The organism is Microbulbifer sp. ALW1 (assembly GCF_009903625.1).
GTDB lineage: Bacteria > Pseudomonadota > Gammaproteobacteria > Pseudomonadales > Cellvibrionaceae > Microbulbifer.
On record NZ_CP047569.1, the window covers coordinates 582,534 to 603,238 of the forward strand.

Genomic DNA, 20,705 nt, shown 5'->3' on the forward strand with positions numbered 1-20,705 from the left:
TGTCAGTGCAACTTGTTATTTTTCGCTAAAAGCTTATTTACTTCAGAATGTCGTCGTCCGGAAGGTACAACCAACAACCTGTGTCTTTTTGTCGCATCTACTGCAAGGTCAAAAGGAACACATTGCCAACAAAAAGTCAATTGAACCGCCAACTTACATGAAAGATTCACGGGCACCTTCCGGCTTGGCTTCGGCGGCGGTTTCACGCCGCTTCGCCACCCCCTATTTACGGGTATGGCACCTCGCCTGGCCGATGATTTTGAGCAACATTACTGTGCCGCTGCTCGGCGCAGTGGACACCGCCGTGCTCGGGCATTTACCCACACCGGAATATCTTTCCGGCGTGGCCATTGGCGCCAGTGTCATTTCGATGCTGCTGTGGGCCTTTGGTTTTCTGCGTATGGGTACCACCGGACTGGTGGCAAGAGCGGCCGGAACCGGGACCGAGTGGCTGTTGCGGGCACTGGGCCTTGCACTAGCCCTGGGGTTACTGCTGCTGTTGCTGGCGTCACCGCTACTGCCAGCCATTGTGCAGTGGATGAATGCCAGCGCCGAGTCCGCGCCCCACGCTCGCGACTATCTGCAAATTCGCCTACTGAGTGCGCCCCTGGCCCTGGCCAACTTCGCCCTGCTGGGATTTTTTATCGGCCGCCAGGACAGCCGCGCCCCCCTGGCGATCCTGGTAATTGCCAATCTGCTGAATATCCTGCTCGACCTGATTTTGATCCTGGGCCTGGGTATGGGTGCTCGGGGTGCCGCCTGGGCCTCGGTATCCGCTGACCTGTGCAGTTTTGTGCTGGGCTGGAAATTGCTGGGGCTGCGACACCGGGAAACCCGACGCGAGATGCTGGCGGTACTGAATGCAAAAGACTTCTGGCCATGGCAGCGGGCCGCGCCCTGGATGGAACTGCTGCGGATTAACCGCGACCTGTTTATCCGCACCTGCCTGCTGCTGTTTACCCTGACATTTTTCACGGCCCAGGGTGCCGCCCAGGGCGATACCGTACTGGCCGCCAATGCCATTTTGCTGCAGTTGCTGATGATGACTTCCTACGCCCTGGACGGCTTTGCCCACGCCACCGAGTCCCTGGTGGGCCGCGCCGTCGGGCGCCGTTCCATGGCCCAGTTCACCCGCACCACTACCGCCGCGGGTGTCTGGGCACTGGGCTCGGCCCTGCTGATTACCGCAATACTGCTGCTGGGGAAGAACTGGATATTGCCGCTATTTACCAACATTCCCGCGGTGTTGGCGACGATTGGGGAATATTACCCCTGGCTGTGCGCCCTGCCCCTGGTGGCGGTTTGGAGTTACCAGCTGGACGGGGTATTTATCGGCGCAGGCAAGAGCCGCCAGATGCGTGACACCATGTTCATTGCCACTGTGATGGTGTTTTTACCCTGCTGGTGGTTCAGCCGCCAATATGGCAATACTGGCATCTGGTTCAGCCTTTTTTTGTGGTTTGTCGCACGCTCTGCCGGATTGATGGTCTACTTTTACAACTACACTAAGAACAAATATTGGCTGTAATTGGAGCTACGGTAACGAGTCCTCTTCCAACGTTAAGTAGTCTTGTCCGCACTTCTGGATACCAGCCCGGTTACCGGGTTTAAACGGGGGGTCCGCAGACAAAGAAACGGGGAGGCGGTTTCGCCGTTTTCGTTTTGATGTATGTCTGACCATTACCAACTGATCCAGGAATGCATTGACCGTGCGATTGCCGCGGAGCAAGCGCGCAGCCGCTTCCGACGCTCCCTGCACGACACCCTGCCCAATCTCCATCGCAGTATCCAGCTGCCGCAGCGGGACGCTCCACTGCACATCACCTGTTTTGTGATCCGCTATATCCAGGTCATCCCCGCTTGGTTGCAGCGGCTCGATCAGCTATGCGATGCCGGCGGCCTCGACTTCCACCCGGTGCGGGAACTGATACTGCACAGCTTCAGTGAAATACCCGAGCGGCAACCGCACGAGCACGGCCTGGGCTCGATTCTCGATGAAGCCTACCTGGCCCACCGCACCATGGAGGAAATCAACGACGTGCTGCAGCCGATCTGCGGCACACCGCTACTGCCGATGGACCCGATGGTGGCCAATCTGGTGGTGCGGGAGCTGCTGGGAGAAACACTGGCCTGCCAGCTGGACGATCTCAGCGATTTACTGATGCGCCGTTTTGAGCCCGCGGAAATGGACCCGGGACGACTGGTATCCATGATCCTGTACAAGCAGCGCTACGATGACGCGCCGGGAGAATGGCCGGATTTTGCCAACCATATGCAGATAGAACTGCGCATGCCGGCACTGAACCGGCAGGCTGACCTGTCCCACTAACGATCCGGCGCGCAACGCGTTATCGCTGCGCTACTGTTGAACTAGCTGTCGCCAGTTGGCGAAGAAATCGACCTCACCCTGAAGCAGTGCGCGATTCAGATCATCCGCCTGCCGGTGCAAATCTTTATTGTAGAAATACAGACTGCCACCGCGCAGGGTGAAGCCTTTAGGATTGTCGGTCAGCAGTTGGTAAAAGGCTTCCTGGCGATCGAGGTATTGCAACACGCGCCGCTTGGAAAAACGTCCCTTGTGGTATTCGTCAAAAATGGAAACCTGTAATTGCTGGGCCGTCAGCGCACGGGCTTCTTCAGAGAGGCCACTGACGGTAAGCAGTCGATCCACATCCGCCTGCAGATCATCCAGGTAGCGGTCCGCCGCCTCGGCCGCAATCTTGGTGCGATAGATGGCCCTTTTTCGGCGCTCCTGAAACTGCTCGCTTTTGGCAGTCTCGAGATTCCAGATATCTTTATTCGCCATTTCCGTCAACGGACGGAAAATGGTTTTGTGCTGGCGGTTGCTGTTTACCGTCAGGCGCTCGCACACCTCCAAAGCCCCCTGCCAGTCAGCAAAGGGTTTGCCATCAAGTACTGCTTCTGGCAGTGCGGCCACCCGCTGCTTCAACCGCTCCTCTTCCGTCTTCAGCTGCCCACCCCCCTTGCTCCAGTCGGTACTTTGCAGCGTAAATAGCGACAAAAGTCCCTGGTTCACACAGCGGGTGATCAGGTGTGCGGTCTGCGCCTGCTGCCGCTCGCGCAACTTCTGGAAGTGCTCCAGGCCATAGAGGCCGGCGATGGCCAGAACGATCGCCAGTGCGACCAGGGGATACAATTTTTTCAAGGGAAGCCGTCGTTAGGTGGATTATTTTTTTTCGGCCGGCGCTGATGGCGGCTGCAGTATTTTTACTGCGGTTTCTTCCACTTCCCTGTCTGCGGTCTGATTAACGCGGGTATCCAGTTCCCGCGGAGAGGCCTGCAACCGTATCTCATCCTTGAAGCCACAGGCCACACATTCGCGATAGTTTTTATCGCCCAGCGTGTAATTGACGATCTTGTCCATCTCGCTGCAGCGGGGACACACTGCGCCGGCGATAAACCGGCGCTTTACGGGTTTTTCAAATTCTTCGCTCATGGGTTACCTCTTTTTAAACCCGCTCATGTCTCGATTATTCGATGCCAGAATGACGCAACAGCGCGTCTATTTGTGGGTCGCGCCCGCGAAATTCTGCGAATAACTCGTGGGCCTCACGACTGCCACCCTGCTCGAGGATTGTCTGTAAAAATTTCTGCCCGGTCGCGGGATCGAAAATGCCGGTTTCTTCGAACAGCGAAAACGCATCGGCCGACAGCACTTCCGCCCATTTGTAGCTGTAATATCCCGCGGCATAGCCGCCGGCAAAAATATGGCTGAAACTGTTCTGGAAGCGATTATCCGGAGAAACCGGCACCACCGATACCTTTTCGCGCACATCATTGACCAGACGCTGGATTTCTTCGGCATTGGCGCCTTCCGGGCGCGAGTGCAGCAGGAAATCAAACAGGGCAAATTCCAGCTGGCGCACCGTGAACATGGCGGACTGGAAATTTTTGGCCGCCAGCATTTTATCGAGCAACTCCTGCGGCAGAGGTTCTCCCGTCTGGTAGTGTCCGGCGATCATCGCCAGCGCTTCCGGCTCCCAGCACCAGTTCTCCAGAAACTGGCTGGGCAGCTCTACCGCATCCCAGGCAACGCCGTTGATGCCAGACACCGCCGCCACATCCACCTGGGTGAGCATATGATGCAGACCGTGGCCGAATTCATGGAACAGAGTGGTGACCTCGTAATGGGTCAGCAGCGCCGGTGCGTCTTTTGATGGTGATGAAAAGTTACACACCAGATAGGCCACCGGCAGCTGCAACCCGGCCATGGTCTGGCGGCGCACCCGGGCGTCGTCCATCCAGGCGCCACCGCGCTTTTTCTCGCGCGCATAGGGGTCGAGATAGAAACCGGCAATGGGCTCACCCCCGCGCTTGAGCCAGTAAAAGTGGACATCCGGGTGATAAGTCGACACCGACGTATCCACCTCTGCCGTCACCCCGAACAGTTTTTCCGCCACCGCAAACAAACCGGCGAGCACTTTCGGGTAAGGGAAATAAGGACGCAATTCCTCCTGGCTTACCGTGTAGCGAGCTTGCTTGAGTTTCTCCGCTGCCCAGGCCACGTCCCAGGACTGCAGCTTGTCGAGTCCCAGTTCGTCGGCGGCAAAGGCCTCCAGCTCCGCGAACTCCTTGACCGCCGCCGGGCGCGCGCGCTTGGCCAGGTCCCGCAGAAACTTCTCAACCTGCTCCGGATCTTCCGCCATCTTGCTCGCCAGCGAGCGTTCGGCGTAATTCTTCATGCCCAGTAAATGCGCCTGCTCAGCCCGCAGGGCGAGGATCTCCGCCATCACATTGGCGTTATCGAACTCGCCCGCATTGGGGCCCACGTCGGAGGCGCGGGTGATAAACGCGAAGTGCATTTTATGCCGCAAGGTACGGCTTTCCGCATAAGTCATCACCGCCAGGAAACAGGGGCCATCCAGGGTCAGCAACCAGCCTTCCAGACCCTTGGCTTCGGCGGCGGCTTTGGCGGCCGCCACAGCGGTTTCGGGAACACCGGCCAGCTCGGCGCCGTCAGTGATATTCAGGGTCCAGGCATTGGTGGCGTCCAGCACATGGTTGGCGAACTGGCTTTTCAGCTCTGCCAGGCGCTTGCTGATGGCGGCATAGCGCTCGCGCTTTTCGCCTTCCAGGCTGACCCCGCCCAGATGCATATCCCGCAACCCGTGACGCACAGCCTGCCTGCGCGGCTGAGGCCAAGCGGCGAAGTCCGGCGACTTGGCCAAGGCGCGAAGCACCCGATACAACCCCGGATCCTGGCCGACCTCGGTCCAGTACTCGGTAACCTTGGCCAGACAGGCCTCGTACGGAGCACGCCAGTCGCCACTCAACACACTGTTCAGGTGTGACACCGGCGAAAACGCCTTGCTCAACTGATCCTGAGCCTCTTCCAGGGGCGCCAGGGTGGTTTCCCAGGTCGGACTATCACCGGCATCTTCCAGTGCCTTTCTCAGCTGTTCGCGACAATTAGCGACCAATTCATCAATGGCCGGCTCGGCGTGCTCCGGCTTGATGGTGTCGAATGGGGGCAGCAGCGGTGCACTCAGAAGCGGGTTGCTGGAGGAGGTATCAGACATCGGAGTTCCTTGTCACGGTTCGGTGTCACTGGGCGGCCGGGATTTCCACGCCGCTGGCACAGACGGGTTAAACTATCGCGATCTATTTTAGTGGATTGCCCAAGCGGAGGTCAGCCTTGTCCAAATCCGACTTACCCCAGAACAGCCAACCCGAGAACACCCACCCCGAGCACACCCTGCGCGAACACCGGGGCCACAGCCCGAAACTTGGTGAGCGGGTATTTATCGACCCGCAAAGTACCGTTATCGGCGATGTAGAACTGGGCGACGACTGCTCGGTGTGGCCGATGACGGTCATCCGTGGCGATATGCACCGGGTACGTATCGGCGCCCGTACCAGTGTGCAGGATGGATCGGTACTTCATATCACCCACGCCAGTGACTTTAACGAGGGCGGCTGGCCGCTGACTATCGGTGAAGACGTCACCATCGGACACAAGGCCTGCCTGCACGGTTGTACCGTAGGCAGCCGGGTATTGATCGGTATTGGCGCCATCGTACTGGATGGCGCCGTGATCGAGGATGAAGTGGTACTCGCCGCCGGCGCCCTGGTGCCGCCGGGCAAGCGCCTGGAAAGTGGCTTCCTGTACGTGGGGTCGCCGGCGAAAAAGGCGCGCCCGCTGTCGGAAAAAGAGAAGCGATTCTTTACCTATACCGCCGGTAATTACGTGAAGCTCAAGGACGAATACCTGGCAAACTGCTAGAGCAACAGTAGGCAGCGAATACTCAACTGGCGCATCAAAACACCGCGTATTCACTTCATCGAATGGCCCGCTTTAACGTCCTTTACTGCGGGCTTTTTTGTTAAAATTTCCAACCTGTTTTCAAAGCCGTTTTTCCCGAAAAACCGCTGGAAATCATTCCTGGAAATCTGTGCATTCAGAGCACAAATACACTGCACATTATCGATGAAAACCACAGGCACCAATCCCGACCTGACCCACTGGCACCAGTGTGTTGCCAGCTTGCTGGATAGCGAGTCAGATTCCCAGCGCATCTACGAGTTGTTGCGCGGCGCTGAATCTCTGGTGCGCGGCAACAGTAGTATGGCAATTCTATACCCCGCCGATGCTGCTCCGGAGGTTACCCACCATCGGTTGCTAGCCAATGAGCAGCACAGTATTCAGGTGGATCGCTATGTGGAAGGGGCCTATCTGTTCGACCCTTTCTATCGCGCAGCGATGGATGATAAGAAAGAAGGTTTCTTTTTGCTGCGCGAAGTGGCGCCGGATGCGTTTGGCCAGACCGAGTACTTCCGCCGCTATTATCGCGAAGCCAACCTGGGTGATGAGGCCTGTTATCTGATGCGCGGCAAAGAAGGGATTATTGCCAGCCTGTCCATCGGTCGCGCTTCCGATCTCGGCAATGGTCGCTTTTCTGCGAACGAAATTGCGCTGCTTCGCTCCCTGTTACCGCTGGTGGAAAATATTCTGCGCAAGTGGATACGCAATCACAGCCGCAGCGAAAGCCAGAGTGAATCCTTTGGTAAACGCCTTGAAAGCGCGCTGGAAAATTTCGGGAGCTCGCTACTGACCAATCGGGAATGTGAAGTACTGCATATGACCATGCGTGGACACTCGATCAAGTCCATGGCGGAAAAGCTCGATGCCAGCGTGGACACCATCAAAACCCACCGCAAGCATATTTACTCCAAACTCGACGTCACTTCCCAGTCCGAGTTGTTCTACCTGTTTATCAGCGCCCTGCGCCACCACTCGGGAAGTGATCCCGATCCATTGACCAGCCTCGAAAAATAAAAAAGCCCGCGCATAGCCACTTCTAGAAAGTCACTTCTAGAAAGTCACTTCTAAATAACGACGCCTACCAGGTAGGCGTTGCAGTGACAGCGCGGGCAAGATTCCACAACACGGAAATCAAACAACAAGAACTAAACTATTTCTGGGTAATGGGGAAACCCATCTTCTCCACCATACGTACCCAGGGAATGCGCCAACCGCGTTTTTCGTCCAGGGTATCCAGTGCATACATGGTGATCTTTGCACCAATCCAGCGGAAAGGTTCCGGCGGAATATACGCCGGCTGCGAGCAGGCAAAATTCAGCGAGCGTTCCGGGACTTTTTTATCGTCCAGAATTGCCAGCCCAACCCGCGCACCGAAACGCGTCGCGGTCACGCCGAAACCGGAATAGCCGCCGGCATACAGCATTTTTCCACCGTGATAGTGCTGGTAGTGCACCGCCATACGTGTGGTCAGCGCAATGGGTCCGCTCCAGGCATGACTAAACTGAATACCGCGCAGTGACGGGAAAGTGCGGTAAAAATTATCCACCAGACGCACATAGGGTTCCGGTGCCTTATCGTCTTCCGGGTCGGTATTGTTGCCGAAAAAGTAGTCCAGGCGACCACCGAATAGAATGCGATTGTCCGCGGTCAGGCGCATGTAATTCAGCTGGGTGCGGGTATCGTAAATACCCTGGCGATTTTTCCAACCGATGCTTGCCAGCTGCTCTTCGCTCAGCGGTTCGGTCACGACAATACGATCGCGGATCGCCGCAACGCGATTGCGAATTTTTTTGTTGCCGGAAGCAAAGGCATTGGTCGCGAGCAGTACCTTGTTCGCCTGCACACGGGCTTTCGGTGTTTTTACCAGCACGCCCTTTCTGTTTTTCGCGTTGCTGACCATGGGCGTGTTTTCGTAAATCTGTACGCCCAGTTCCATCGCGACCTTTTTCAATCCCCAGGCGAGTTTCGCCGGGTGTACGGTGCCACTGCGTTTTTTCGACCAGAGGCCGCCGTTAAACAGTGGCGACTTCACTTCCCGCTGGACGGCATTCTTATCCAGCAGGTGTGCGTCGTGGCCATAGTGGCGGTACAGCTCGTATTCCTTTTCGATATCTTCGATGCCCTCGTCACCGACGGCAACAGTCAGCTCACCGCCCCATTCCAGGTCGCACTCGATACCGTAGCGCTCGATGGTTTCGCGGAAGCCGTCCAGGTTTTCCTTGCCCAATTGCTCCAGGGTATCCATATCTTCGGGAAACAGGCGCTGCGCATTGGCCAGCCCGTGCATCACCGAAGTGGACAGGATCGCTGCCGGGCGTCCGGAGGCACCGATGGCGATGCTGTTGGCTTCAATCAGCACAACGTCGCGTTCGGGATTCGCTTCCTTGGCCTGGACCGCGGCCCAGAGACCGGTAAAGCCACCGCCGACAATCAGCAGGTCGCAGTCCAGCGGGCGCTGCAGCGCGGGCTCGTCACCCGGGCGCTGCGGCGCATCCAGCCAGTAGGGAAAGAAGGTCGTTTTTTGTAGTGCGTCCAGGGCGTCAGCCCTGGTCTGTGGGTCACACATAATTACCTCTTCATCATCGCGTTATCGCCGGCGCGGATTTAGAAAATGTTGTAGCGAACCGATAGCCCGAAGGTGGTCGGCGCCTGGCGATAGTAAGAACGGCCAGCAAAGCTGGAGAAGGCATAGGTCTCCGCGCTGCTGTCCTCAATGTTTTTGATCCAGCCGCTGATTTCCCAGCGCTCATCGGCATCGCTCAGCGAGGCTTCCGCATCCCAGGAATGCACCGGTCCAGACAGGGCGTTGGCATCCGCCAGCTGCGCGGTCATTTCATCGCTGTAGGTGTAGCTGGTCTGCAGGCGCAGGTTGTATTCGGCGAGCGGCAGGTCGTAGGCCACCAGGCTGTTGTAGCTCCACTCGGGTGCCTGCGACAGGGAGGCGCCGGCGGGCAGCGGTGCGGCCAGGGCATCCACGAACAGCTGATTCACGCCGTCGGCGTTGTCGTTCACCGCGGGGTCGGCGGCAATGCCGCGCATGTCCGCAGTGCTCGGCGCTTTGGTCACTTCGCTATCCAGGTAGGCGACACCGGCCATCACGGTCAGGTTGTCGGTAGGCAGCCAGTGCAGGTCCAGCTCGAAGCCGTTGGTTTTGGATTCCGGTACGTTGACCAGGGTGGTGTCCGCCACCGGGAATTCCAGGTAGTTACTGAAGTCGTCGACGATGATGGTCACCAAGGACTGGCGATCGGTGTAGTCGAGGCTGAACAGGGCACCGTTCAACTGCAGCGAGGCATCGAACAGGGTGGCCTTGAAGCCCATCTCATAGGACAGGACTTTTTCCGGCTCCACATAGGCCCAGCTGGCGTCGTCGAGAATCGCCGCGCCGTAGTAGGCACCGGCCTTGTAGCTGTTGGATACATTGGCGTAGAGCAGCAGGTCGTCGTGCAGCTGCCAGTCGAGGCCCAGCTTGCCGGTCACCGCGTTTTCGCTGCTGCTGTCGTTCAGCTCGGCGATGGTGTCGTTGAACGAGTAGATATCGTCGTGGTTGGTGGAGATACCGTCGAAGCTGCGGTCGTCCGCGCTGTAACGAATACCGGCGATCAGGTTGAATGCATCACCCAATGCGGTTTCGGTGTGCAGGTAGGCGCCCCAGGATTGGGTCACCTGCTCGTATTCCGCGGTCAGCAGATCCCAGCCCTGAACGGAAACATCCGCGGGGTCGAGCACAAAGGTGCTGGCTACAGAATCGGTGACGAAGAAGGAATCGTCGAACACATCGCGCACGTTTACCGTGTCCTCGGAAATGTTCACTCCGGCCACCCAGTTGGTGGCGCCGTCGCCGTTGCTGACAACGCGGAATTCCTGTGACCACTGGCTGATCTCGTTGTCCTGATACAGGTCGAGAATCGCCGCAGAGGAACCGCCGTAGTTATCCACTACCTTGCGGTCGTAAGCGTCGATCGCACTGATGGAAATGACATCAAAGGTCTCGAAGCCGTAACTCAGGTTGAGGGACGCACCGTGACCGGACTCATCCCGAGCCACCTTCAGGTCGCCGACGTTGACGATGGACGCATCGTCGCTGCTGTTGAGTACATCAAACGAGGGATCGCCAAAGGCGTCACCGAGCCCGCTGACCTGCGGTGAAACCGGGGTGGAGTTGTCGGAACTGAAGTAAACCTTGACCAGCGCCTCGCCGTTGTCCGCAAACGGGAAGGACACCTGGCCGCGGCCGGCAGAACGGTCGACACTGCCGAACTCGCGTCCGGTCTGCGGATCTTCCTGCCAGCCGTCGGCCTTGGACATATTCAGGCTCAGGCGACCCAGTACTTCGCCACTGATCTCACCGCTGACCACGCCGGTCATTTCCCGGGCGCCGAAGTTACCGATACCCGCATCCACAAACGCTTCGAATTCGCTGGTGGGCTTGGCGCTGATGAAATTGATCGCACCGCCGGTAGTGTTCTTGCCGTAGAGGGTGCCCTGGGGACCTTTCAGCACTTCCACCCGCTCGATATCGAACAGCTGGCCGCCGAGAAAAGACGGGTTGCTGGCAAACACTTCGTCGGTGTAAATGCCGACGCCGCTGCTGTTGTTGGGGCTGAAATCGTCGAGGCCGATACCGCGGATGGCGAATACCGGTGTGCCGCCGGAGGTGCTGTTGACGGTGACCAGACCGGGGGTGTGTGCACCCAGGTCGACGGCGCTGTCGATACCCAGGTTCTGCATCATTTCGCCGCTGAAGGCATTGGCGGATACGCCGATGTCATTCACGGACTGTTCGCGCTTCTGCGCGGTAACCGATACTTCTTCAATCTGGTTGGCGAAGGCGATTGGGGACACACCCACTGCAGACAGCAAGACGCCGGTGACGGCAACCGCGAGTGAGTTTTTGCTAAAGCGCCGGCTGGCACTACCCATTGATTCCATGTCGATCTCCCTGAGGCTCTGTTATCTGTCTTATCGTGAGGGAGACTATAAAAACCGAATCAAAATTCAGGTATCACCCCAACGGGTGAGGAAACCGAGTTTTTCTTCAGTTTTAAAAACAAACACGAAAACCCGCAGGAAGCGGGTAGGAAAGATTGGAGGCACTTACAAGTATCGAGGCGGTACCGCTACCGGGTATCCCTTTGTGAGACACGCCGTAAACCCATCCCTGGGGGCTCGGCTGCGGCCGTCCTGGCCGCAGACGGTCTCACAAAGGGATACCCGGCATCGGTACCTTCGCCGAGCGTTTCGTTATTTAAACGGGCAATGCATTGGGGGTTTCATTCCCGCCCTTACCGTTTTGCTTTTCTGCCCACAGGATCGCCAGTTCACCCAACAATAAGGTGACGATGGACCCGATCAGTACCGGCCACTGCACGCCCTCACCGGGGGTGTAGATAAACAGGAAAATACTGCCGGCTAGAATCGCCACACAAAAGTACGTCAGAGCGCGCACAAACAACTCACCACCGGGCACGCGGAAGGGACGTTTACGCGCGCTATCCACGCGACGCATTTTCAGGAACGCCAGGAACATGCCCACATAAGGCAACAGGAAAATTACACCACTGAAGGCGAAGAGCGACCAGAACAGGTCTTCGTTGGAGTTCACCAGAAAACCGTACAGCACCAGAATCAGCGTGCTCATCACACCCATCAGCACCGCCGCGCCCACCGGGGTGTTGCGGCTGCGGCTTTTGATCGCAAACGCTTTCGGCAACTCGCCCTCTTCCGCCGCTTCCGCCGCCGCGCGGTTGCCGCCGATCGCCCAGGTGACGCCATTGGAAAAAAACGTATACAGCGCGGCAATACCCAGCGCCATGACCAACGCATTGCCATAGGGCAGCTGCGCGAAGAACAGGCGCAGGGTATCCACCAGCCCCTCGACCAGATCAATTTCTCCGGCCGGGATGGCCGCGAGAATGGCGGTGGTACCGAGGGTGTACAGGGCGAGAATGATGGCACCGGACACCAGGATGGAACGGGGCACATCCCTCTGCGGATTGCGCATTTCCTCACTGCTCGAGCTGATCAGCTCGAAACCGAGCATTCCGTAGATGATCGCGGGGATGTACTGCAGGCTGTCGCCCAGGTTCGGCTTGATGCTGTCAAAGGTGATCGGATTGGCGAGACCGTTTTCACCCGCGTAAACCACCGCGCCGGCAATGATCGCGCCGAAGATAATGATCTTGAAGATGGCACCGATATTGGGCACCCACTTGCCAACGCTGAGGGTGACCACATTGGCAATCACCGCGATCCAGGTCAGCACAATGCCGAGCCCAATCTGCGCGGCGACGCCCATGTCCGGCCAGAACAACTGTTTTGCCACACCGGCAAACAGGATAAAAATCGCCGGCATCCAGATCGCCACGTTGACCCAGTAGCTCCAGCTGATGCGCGACGCCCAGCGCCCGCCGAAGGCATCGCGCACCCAGGCGTAGATGCCGCCTTTTTCCGGATAGGCGCAGCCGAGTTCCGCAGACACCAGGGCAAAAGGTACAAAGAAAAACAGGCCGAGGAACAGCCACCAGAAAATACTCGAGGTGCCGATCGCGGCCGTGGCGGCGAGGGTGTCCACCAGCAGGATGGCGGAGACGGTAAACAGAATCATGTCCCGTTTACCGAGATTCTTTTTGACGGCTACTTCTGTCACGGAGCTTCTCCCGCGGTGATTATTTTATTTGTCAGTTTCAGCCGGCGCGCCGCGGATTACTCCGCGGGCACACCCAGTTGCGCAGATTTGATTTCGGTAAATTCTTCCACCCCGTGGTGGGAAAACTCGCGGCCATTGCCGCTCTGCTTGTAACCACCAAACGGCGCCTGGTAATTGAATTCACCGCCGTTGACGAAACACAGGCCGGCGCGAATGCGCCGTGTGATGGCCAGCGCGTCCTTGTGATCCTTAGCGTAAACACCGGACGACAGACCGTAAGGAGTATCGTTGGCGATGGTCACCGCCTGCTCCAGATCGTCGTAGGCGATCACACAGAGTACCGGGCCGAAAATTTCCTCGCGGGCGATGCGCATGTCGTTTTTCACATGGGCAAAAACCGTGGGCCGCGCATAGAAGCCTTTCTCCAGCCCTTCCGGTTTGCCGGCGCCGCCACACAGCAGGGTTGCCCCCTCTTCGAGACCGATCTGGATATAGTCCTGCACCTGCTGCCACTGGCGCAGGGACGACAGCGGTCCCATAAATGCATTTTCGTCCATGCCCACTTCGATCTCCGCCACGCGCGCACGGATGATTTCCAGCGCTTCGTCGTAGCGGCTCTGGGGTACCAGCATGCGCGTGAGCGCGGTGCAGGTCTGGCCGCTGTTGATCATCACGTCGTCCACGCCGTAGCGCACCGCCGTGGTGAAGTCGCTGTCGGCGGTGATGATGTAGGGGGACTTGCCACCCAGCTCCTGGGTCACGCGTTTTACGGTGGGCGCACAAGCCTTTGCAATTTCGATACCGGCGCGGGTCGAGCCGGTGAACGACAGCATGTCCACCAGTGGGTGTTCACACAGCGCCTGGCCAACAACCGGACCGCGACCGGGCACCAGGTTGAACACGCCCGCAGGCAGGCCCGCCTCGTGGAATACCTCCGCCATCAGGTAATCCTGCAACGGCGTCTGCTCGGACGGTTTGACCACCATCGTGCAGCCCGCCGCCAGCGCGGCGCCGACCTTGCCCACGAACTGGTGCAGGGGGTAATTCCAGGGATTGATAAACCCGCACACACCGGCGGCTTCGCGCCATACCAGGGAGTGGCCGTGTTCGGCGGTCTCTTCGGTGATCCCGGTGTGCTCGGCGAACAGGCGCATGGCCTCGATGGGGCCCTCTACATGCAGCCACCCGGTGATATGGCGGGGACAGCCCAGGCTGTCGGATACCGCTGCCACCAATTCATCCTGGCGGGCTTCCATCAGGTCGGCGGCGCGCAACAGCAGCGCGCGGCGCTCGCTGGCGGGGGTATTGGCCCAGGCGTCGAAGGCGCGGGCCGCGGCTTGCACGGCGCGATCCACATCGGACACGCTGCCCGCAGGCACTCGGGTAATCGGGGATTCAGTTGCAGGATTGATGGCTTCCAGCCAGTCGCCGGAGGTGGACTCGATCCACTGGCCATCGATATAGATCTTGTTATGGTTTTCCATCTTGCTCGACTTGTTTGCTGCAGTTTTGCCGCGCGACCTGACGCTCACTGGCGCCAAATCCTACGGGCGACCCGGAGACGCATCGTCTACCAAACGGACAATCTGCGCAATAGTTAGACTTTTTCGAATGATTATTCAGTATGCGGGAAGGTCAAGCGCTGCCCAATCACCTGAACAGGTGATATGGCTGGGCAACGATCCTTTGAGATGCCGTGGAGCGGAGTATTACGGCTGCTGCGGTGCGGCGCCGGCGGCCACCGTGAGTTCTTGCTGCAGGGTTTTGGCTTCCGGCGCCAGCGACGCCCCGCGGCTCTCCAGCCAGCGAAACACCCGCTCCAGCACCAGCCGGGTGCGCTGGTTGATGGCACCGCTGTGATCATTCACCAGATACAGGGACTGGCCGATGGTGTAGGAGCGCTCGATTACCGTGGCCAGGCGCCCGCTCTTAAGGTCTTCACTCACCTCCAGCCGATCCGCCAGCGCCACGCCCATCCCCAGGCGCGCAGCCTCGATGGCCTGATAGGCGTAGTCCACGGATACGCCATTCACCGACGGCGCATACTCCACCCCCTGGGCGGTAAACCAGCCGCGCCACTGCTGCTGGCGATCGTGCAGCAGCGGCAGTGCCAGCAGGTCCAGCGGCCGCAGCGACCGGCTTAGATCTTCCCGCGCGCGCAGCAGTTGCGGGCTCGCCACCGGCAGGTAGTGTTCCTGGTACAGCGGCGTCACCTGCCGCGCCGGCGCCTCCGGCTCACCCAGGCAGATGGCGATATCCGCTTCGTCGCCCAGGTGCCGCGCGCGCGGCTCGATGGTGGTCACTCGCAGGCGGATCTCGGGGTAGCGCTGTTGTACCTCCGCCAGAATTCGCAGCAGCCAACGGCTGGCAATGGTGGCGGTGGTGGCGATCACCACCTCGCCGGACAGATTGCCCGGGTCCAGGGTCAGCAACCCCTGTTCCAGCCGCCCGAACGCGTCGGACACCGCCCGGTGCAGGCGCTTGCCCGCCGCGGTCAGCGACAGGCGATTGCCGGTGCGCAGAAACAGCGGCGTACCCAACCGCTCCTCCAGCTCACGGATCTGGCGGCTGAGCGCCGGGTGCGACACATGCAGCTCCTCTGCCGCCCGCCGCAGATGGCAATGACGCCCCACCGCATAAAAGCTGCGCAGGGAAGTCAGGGACAGGTTTCGGAGCTCGGCGGCCATGGCTTGAATCTCTTTGCGGTGCCTTTTTGGCACCAATACGGCAATTAATAGTTAATTGTGTTCGCAAAATCAAACCATAGACTTGTGCTAAACCCTATACATCCATTCACACAATAAAACTCCGGATGCATTCCATGACCGATACCCGCCAAGCCCGCGCCCCTCAAGTGCGCATCAATGGCCAGCGCCTGTGGGACTCCCTGATGGAGATGGCCGCCATCGGCGCCACCGACAAGGGCGGCTGCAACCGCCAGGCCCTCACCGACCTCGACAAACAGGGCCGTGACCTCTTCGTAAAATGGTGCCAGGAAGCCGGTTGCAGCGTCACTTTCGATGAAGTGGGGAATATCTTCGCCCAACGCCCCGGTAAAAACCCGGATCTGCCACCGGTGCTCACCGGCTCGCACCTCGACACCCAGCCCACCGGCGGCAAGTTTGACGGTGTTTACGGCGTGCTCGCCGGGCTCGAAGTGGTTCGTAGCCTGAACGACGCCGGCATCGAAACCGAAGCGCCGCTGGAAGTCGCCGTGTGGACCAACGAGGAAGGCGCCCGCTTCTCCCCCGCCATGATCGGCTCCGGCGTCTGGGCGGGAGAGTTCGATCTCGACTACGCCTACGCCCGTGAGGACAAAGAGGGTAAAACCTTCGGCGAAGAACTCGCGCGCATCGGCTACAAGGGCGACACCCCCGCCAAGCCGCGCCCGCTCGCCGCAGCCTTCGAGGTACACATCGAACAGGGCCCCATTCTGGAAGCCGAAGAAAAAACCATCGGCGTATTGAGCGGCGTGCAGGGCATGTACTGGTACGACCTCACCCTCATCGGCCAGCCCTGCCACGCCGGCCCCAGCCCCATGGAAACCCGTCGCGACCCGTTTATGGGCCTGCACCGCATCCTCGACGAACTCTACAAACTCGCCGCGAAACACGGCCCCTGGGCCCGCGCCACCTTCGGTGACATCCGCGTCGAACCCGGCAGCCGCAACACCGTGCCCGAGAAACTCGTTCTCGCCGTCGACCTGCGCCACCCGGACCAGAAAATCCTCGACACCATGGACCAGCGCTTCCGCGAAATCGCCACCCGCGTCGCCGGAGACATCGGCCTAGAACACCAAATCCGCGACGAATGGCGCTCCCCCGCCGTCGCCTTTGATCAGCAATGCGTCGAAGCCGTGCGCAGCTCTGTGGCGGAACTCGGCTACAGCAACAAGGAAATGGTCTCCGGCGCCGGCCACGACTCCGTGTACATCTCCCGCGTAGCGCCCACCAGCATGATCTTCGTGCCCTGCGAAAAAGGCCTGAGTCACAACGAAGCAGAGAACGCGGAACCAGAAGATCTGGAAGCCGGTGCAAACGTGCTGCTGCACGCAATGCTGAAGATGGCAAATAAAGCCGGCTGACGAAGCCACCAACTCAAATGCTAAGCGGCTGATGCCGGTAACCCTTCACGAGACCTTCCGCGAGAGGGACCTCGCGGAAGAGCCCCCATGGATGGGTTCACGGCGTGTCTCGTGAAGGGTTACCGGCAGCAGTTGCGCCACCGGACCTTAAACAGGGTCCTACAGAAAAAGTTTCGAGAAAGAAGATGACCGAATTTACCTACAAACACCGCAACGACAACGGTAACACCGCGCCGCTGAAAAACTGGGGCATCGACTCCGAATACGGCGTCCTCACCGACCTGCTCGTCGGTCCCATCGACAACTACACCTGGCAGATGGGCAACGCCGCCTCCCGCCGCTCCGTGCGCCTCGGCCGCCAGTTCGACGCCGCCGTCGCCAAACGCCAGCACCAGGAAATGCTCGACGCCTACAAACACGCCGGCGTCACCACCCACCTGCTGCCCGCCGACGCCAACCTCCCCTACCAGCTCTACGCCCGCGACAGCAGCGTCATGACCCCCTGGGGACCCATCGTCACCCAGATGTACTCACCCTGGCGCCGCGGCGAATGGGTCGATGTAGTAAAGACCTACCAGCAACTCGACATCCCGATTTACGACATCATCACCGCCGGCAGTTTAGAGGGCGGCGACTTCATGGTGCTGGAACCCGGTGTCATCCTGTGCGGCTACAGCGGCGAGCGCACCTCACCCCAGGGCTTCAAGCAGATGAAAAGCTGGATCGAAAAGGAAGGCTGGGAAGTGAAGGGTTACGAGTTTGACCCCTACTTCCTGCACATCGACGTACTGGTAGCCGCGCTCGCAGAAAAGCTCGTCGCCGTATGTGTGGATGCCGTAGAACCGGAACTGGTGCAGTGGTTCAAATCCCGCAACTTCGAAATCATCGACATCTCCTACCCGCAGGTGATGGAGCTCGGCGTAAACGTGGTGGCGCTCGGCAACGACCGCGTCATGCTGCCGTCCGACAACACCGAATTGAAAGAAAAATGCCGCGCCCACGGCCTGGAAGTGATCGACCCGGATATCTCCATGATCACCGCCGGCGGTGGCGGCGTGCACTGCATGTGCCAGCCGCTTGCGCGCAAGCCCGCCTGAAGCGGGCTCTGATCAGATGCCGGTCAGGCCGCAAACTCGATTTCCATCAGGCTACAGCGCTGGGCAATACCCAGCGCGCGCTTGATGGTCGGGTACACCGACGCGGTCGCCACACAAATGCCCAGCTCGATACGCTGGGCCTTGTCCAGCTGCTGATCGATGTGCGCATCCAGCTGCGGGTCAATCACGCGATAGCTCGCCACCGCCGTGGCAAAATCGAAAATGTCTTTCAGGTCCTCCGGCAGTCGGCTGCCACCCTCGATACACGACTTCACCAGCGCCTTATCCACGCTGGCCTCCAGCGCCATGCGCACCGATAGCTGCAGGCATTCCCCGCAGTCCGCTACCTGCATCGCCGCCAGGCGACTGACCCAGTAAATATCCAGCGGCAGCTTCGCCCGGTAGGTGGAAAGGGGTTGGAAGCCCTGGAAAATTTCAAACCCCTCCGGTGCCACCTGCAAAAATTCCTGCAGGTAACCCACGTCGTAGCGGTAGTGTTCGCCAAATGCGGTGAGTTGTTGCTGTGCGAATTTGCTATCCATGATTCACCTCCGATTTTTGACCAAAATTATCAATGCAGCGCATTGAGCAGTATCGCGCTACACCAAAGCCCCACGCCAAAAGCGCCGTGGGTACACAAACTCAACAATCGCGCGCGCATTGGCTGCGGGGTGCGGCGCGCGGCAATGCCGGCTCCCAGCGCCGGCTGCATGATTAAAAATGGCAACAGCACCGTAGCCAGACCGAATCCGAGCGCGCTTAGAAAGCGGGGCTCCGCCACCCAGTCGATGCCAAATAGGCCCAGCAGCGCCGCGGCCAGCAGCACCCCGGTGAGGTAGTGGGCGGTCCAGCCGAGCAGGGCCTCTCCGCGAACCGGCCGCGCCCTGCCAATACCGTCGTGGCGGAACTGGCCGGGCATATGCCCCAGCCAGCGGCCTACAAGACGCCAATCCAGTGGGGGAATGCCCGTAACCAGGCGCACCAGCTGCCCCCAGAGGTCGCAAACCAAGGTTGCACCGACCCCCAATACAAGGCTGTAGCCGATCCAGGACCAGAATTCGCTCATGCGCGTACCTCACCGCTTCCATTCAAAATTGGAACGCAGTTTCTACTGGAAATTACTTTGGGAAAAGTTGGTATCTATCGGATTTATAGATGGGTAAGCGGCGTTCTACTGGGGAGGACTGTAGTAGTTGCCATAAAGGCGGTGCGCCTCGCGCGCGAACCAGCGCCCGGCGATGCCCTGGGGCGTGCGATTGGACCAGAGCAGATCGACACCGAGACTCCAGGCGGAGAGCGCACTGGTGAGATTCAACTCCACCAGGCGGCCACTTTTCAGAAATGGGCGCGCCAACTCGAAGGGCGCATTGATCCAACCGACCCCTTTACTGGCCAGCTCCAGCCCCTGTAGCAGGGAGTCCGTACGCCAGCATTGTGCGGCGACCTGGTTCTGTGGACGGATATGGCCGCGATCTGCCATAGCGGAGGCACTGCTGCCGGCAATCAGAATCTGCCGGTGGTCAGCGGCCTCGGCCAGACTGGCAGCGGGCATTTGTGCAAGGGGGTGCTCCGGCGCGGCAAGGGTGAGTATCTGCTGTTGCCCGAGATTGTTGGAGCTCACTTCTCCCGGATAAGTATCGCGGGCGGTTACAAACGCAAAGTCCGCCTCGCCCCGGCCTATCTGGCCAACGGCATCGTCGCCACCGACACTGCCGGCATGGATCAACGTGTTGGGAAACTGTTCGGCAAACGCAGCGAGCATATCGTTGAGCCGATCCGGCATCACCTGCTCTTCAAACAGAATTCGCAGCTTTGACTCTTCGCCCCGTTCATAGGAATCCGCCGCCTGTTGCAGGCGGCGCAGTTGGCCAATGGCCTGGTGAGCAAGAGGCAGCAATGCCAGTGCAACGCCCGTGGGCTTAGGAAACTTGCCGCTGCGATCAAACAGCTCGAGACCGAGATCCAGTTCCAGATTCTGGATTTGCGCACTCACCGCGGACTGCGCGCGACCGACATCACGCGCTACAGCAGAAAAAGAGCCGAGCTCACAGGCACGGACAAACAACTGCAGCTGATCGAGACTGAGATTTCGCAAACGGCTGGCTCCCTGCCACTTCTACCAATTTATTTTCCCTGTGCTCTGAGCCATGCGGACCCGGCAATCCCACCTGCGGCACAGGCCAGAACTATCACCAGCGGCGTCAGGGTTCCGAGCGCCAGCGCGCCGATTCCCAGACCGCGCATGGGCAACAACACCAGCAGCAGAATCCCCGCGGGAATCAGTGACAGCAGAAAACCGCGGGAAACCCAGCTCTTGCGCCACGGCAACAGGAAAATCAGCCCGCAGACACCGCCCCATACTACGCGCTGGTAGATGTAAGCATTGGAAAGGTAGGGTGCTATATCGACCGATAGCGCGCGCGTAATACCGTAGTGGCCCAGTGCCCACAAACCGAGTGCATAACCCAGCCCGGCGACAGCGCCGGCGGCAAAACAGATGGAAAGATTTTTTATAAATTCGCGCATATACATCCCCCGATTTTTTTTGCGCCCCGTCAGGAATTTTCCTGACGGGGGATTGGGAGAAGTATG

18 protein-coding genes are annotated in these 20,705 nt (G+C 59.3%); 6 read left to right on the plus strand and 12 right to left on the minus strand.

Translation table 11 applies throughout. The features are described from left to right. The first annotated feature begins 157 nt into the window (after nucleotides 1-157). Both GRX76_RS02335 and GRX76_RS02340 read left to right on the plus strand, forming a co-directional pair. Entirely contained in the window at nucleotides 158-1,528 is a 1,371-nt protein-coding gene (locus GRX76_RS02335) for an MATE family efflux transporter (RefSeq protein WP_236250515.1), read from the plus strand. A 141-nt stretch (nucleotides 1,529-1,669) separates the two neighbouring features. Beyond that, nucleotides 1,670-2,329 (plus strand): hypothetical protein, encoded by a 660-nt coding sequence (locus GRX76_RS02340; protein ID WP_160151826.1) that lies wholly within the window; start codon nucleotides 1,670-1,672, stop codon nucleotides 2,327-2,329. A gap of 30 nt (nucleotides 2,330-2,359) precedes the next feature. Here the strand turns inward: GRX76_RS02340 and GRX76_RS02345 are convergent, their stop codons facing one another. Genes GRX76_RS02345 through GRX76_RS02355 form a run of 3 tightly spaced genes read right to left on the minus strand, consistent with a single transcriptional unit; the run spans nucleotide 2,360 to nucleotide 5,540 of the window. After that, entirely contained in the window at nucleotides 2,360-3,166 is an 807-nt protein-coding gene (locus tag GRX76_RS02345; protein WP_160151827.1) for a hypothetical protein, read from the minus strand. A gap of 21 nt (nucleotides 3,167-3,187) precedes the next feature. Further along, entirely contained in the window at nucleotides 3,188-3,457 is a 270-nt protein-coding gene (locus GRX76_RS02350; RefSeq protein ID WP_160151828.1) for a YheV family putative zinc ribbon protein, read from the minus strand. 34 nt (nucleotides 3,458-3,491) lie between these two features. Next, nucleotides 3,492-5,540, minus strand: coding sequence for a M3 family metallopeptidase (locus GRX76_RS02355; RefSeq protein ID WP_160151829.1), 2,049 nt, complete (start codon nucleotides 5,538-5,540; stop codon nucleotides 3,492-3,494). Nucleotides 5,541-5,656: 116 nt separating this feature from the next. Between GRX76_RS02355 and GRX76_RS02360 the strand changes: the two genes are divergently transcribed. Both GRX76_RS02360 and GRX76_RS02365 read left to right on the plus strand, forming a co-directional pair. Beyond that, nucleotides 5,657-6,244 carry a gamma carbonic anhydrase family protein gene (locus tag GRX76_RS02360; protein WP_160151830.1) on the plus strand — a complete coding sequence of 196 codons (588 nt, stop codon included), beginning with the start codon at nucleotides 5,657-5,659 and terminating at the stop codon, nucleotides 6,242-6,244. A 204-nt stretch (nucleotides 6,245-6,448) separates the two neighbouring features. Next, nucleotides 6,449-7,297 (plus strand): helix-turn-helix transcriptional regulator, encoded by an 849-nt coding sequence (locus tag GRX76_RS02365; RefSeq protein WP_160151831.1) that lies wholly within the window; start codon nucleotides 6,449-6,451, stop codon nucleotides 7,295-7,297. 136 nt (nucleotides 7,298-7,433) lie between these two features. On the opposite strand, the gene GRX76_RS02370 is transcribed toward GRX76_RS02365, so the two are convergent. From GRX76_RS02370 to GRX76_RS02390, 5 genes are all read right to left on the minus strand, one after another. Beyond that, the gene (locus tag GRX76_RS02370; RefSeq protein WP_160151832.1) at nucleotides 7,434-8,849 is read right to left on the minus strand and encodes an FAD-binding oxidoreductase; all 1,416 of its coding nucleotides are present in this window, start codon (nucleotides 8,847-8,849) and stop codon (nucleotides 7,434-7,436) included. Nucleotides 8,850-8,887: 38 nt separating this feature from the next. Beyond that, entirely contained in the window at nucleotides 8,888-11,215 is a 2,328-nt protein-coding gene (locus GRX76_RS02375) for a TonB-dependent receptor (protein WP_160151833.1), read from the minus strand. Nucleotides 11,216-11,531: 316 nt separating this feature from the next. Then, complete coding sequence (locus tag GRX76_RS02380; RefSeq protein ID WP_236250516.1) at nucleotides 11,532-12,932, minus strand: APC family permease; 1,401 nt, start codon at nucleotides 12,930-12,932, stop codon at nucleotides 11,532-11,534. Between the two features lie 56 nt (nucleotides 12,933-12,988). After that, nucleotides 12,989-14,416 carry an aldehyde dehydrogenase family protein gene (locus GRX76_RS02385; RefSeq protein WP_160151834.1) on the minus strand — a complete coding sequence of 476 codons (1,428 nt, stop codon included), beginning with the start codon at nucleotides 14,414-14,416 and terminating at the stop codon, nucleotides 12,989-12,991. A gap of 225 nt (nucleotides 14,417-14,641) precedes the next feature. Continuing rightward, complete coding sequence (locus GRX76_RS02390) at nucleotides 14,642-15,619, minus strand: LysR substrate-binding domain-containing protein (protein WP_160151835.1); 978 nt, start codon at nucleotides 15,617-15,619, stop codon at nucleotides 14,642-14,644. Nucleotides 15,620-15,753: 134 nt separating this feature from the next. Between GRX76_RS02390 and GRX76_RS02395 the strand changes: the two genes are divergently transcribed. Then, nucleotides 15,754-17,016, plus strand: coding sequence for a Zn-dependent hydrolase (locus tag GRX76_RS02395; RefSeq protein WP_160151836.1), 1,263 nt, complete (start codon nucleotides 15,754-15,756; stop codon nucleotides 17,014-17,016). A 185-nt stretch (nucleotides 17,017-17,201) separates the two neighbouring features. Next, complete coding sequence (locus GRX76_RS02400) at nucleotides 17,202-18,113, plus strand: dimethylarginine dimethylaminohydrolase family protein (RefSeq protein WP_160151837.1); 912 nt, start codon at nucleotides 17,202-17,204, stop codon at nucleotides 18,111-18,113. A gap of 23 nt (nucleotides 18,114-18,136) precedes the next feature. Here GRX76_RS02400 and GRX76_RS02405 read toward each other — a convergent pair whose 3' ends face one another. The 4 genes from GRX76_RS02405 to GRX76_RS02420 all read right to left on the minus strand — a co-directional run bounded on the left by GRX76_RS02405 (nucleotide 18,137) and on the right by GRX76_RS02420 (nucleotide 20,639). Further along, the gene (locus GRX76_RS02405) at nucleotides 18,137-18,655 is read right to left on the minus strand and encodes a hypothetical protein (RefSeq protein WP_160151838.1); all 519 of its coding nucleotides are present in this window, start codon (nucleotides 18,653-18,655) and stop codon (nucleotides 18,137-18,139) included. Nucleotides 18,656-18,684: 29 nt separating this feature from the next. Then, nucleotides 18,685-19,179, minus strand: a complete 495-nt coding sequence (locus tag GRX76_RS02410; protein ID WP_160151839.1) for a DUF2938 domain-containing protein — start codon at nucleotides 19,177-19,179, stop codon at nucleotides 18,685-18,687. A gap of 105 nt (nucleotides 19,180-19,284) precedes the next feature. After that, complete coding sequence (locus GRX76_RS02415; protein ID WP_160151840.1) at nucleotides 19,285-20,208, minus strand: LysR family transcriptional regulator; 924 nt, start codon at nucleotides 20,206-20,208, stop codon at nucleotides 19,285-19,287. Nucleotides 20,209-20,237: 29 nt separating this feature from the next. Further along, complete coding sequence (locus tag GRX76_RS02420; RefSeq protein WP_160151841.1) at nucleotides 20,238-20,639, minus strand: hypothetical protein; 402 nt, start codon at nucleotides 20,637-20,639, stop codon at nucleotides 20,238-20,240. Nucleotides 20,640-20,705 lie beyond the last annotated feature (66 nt).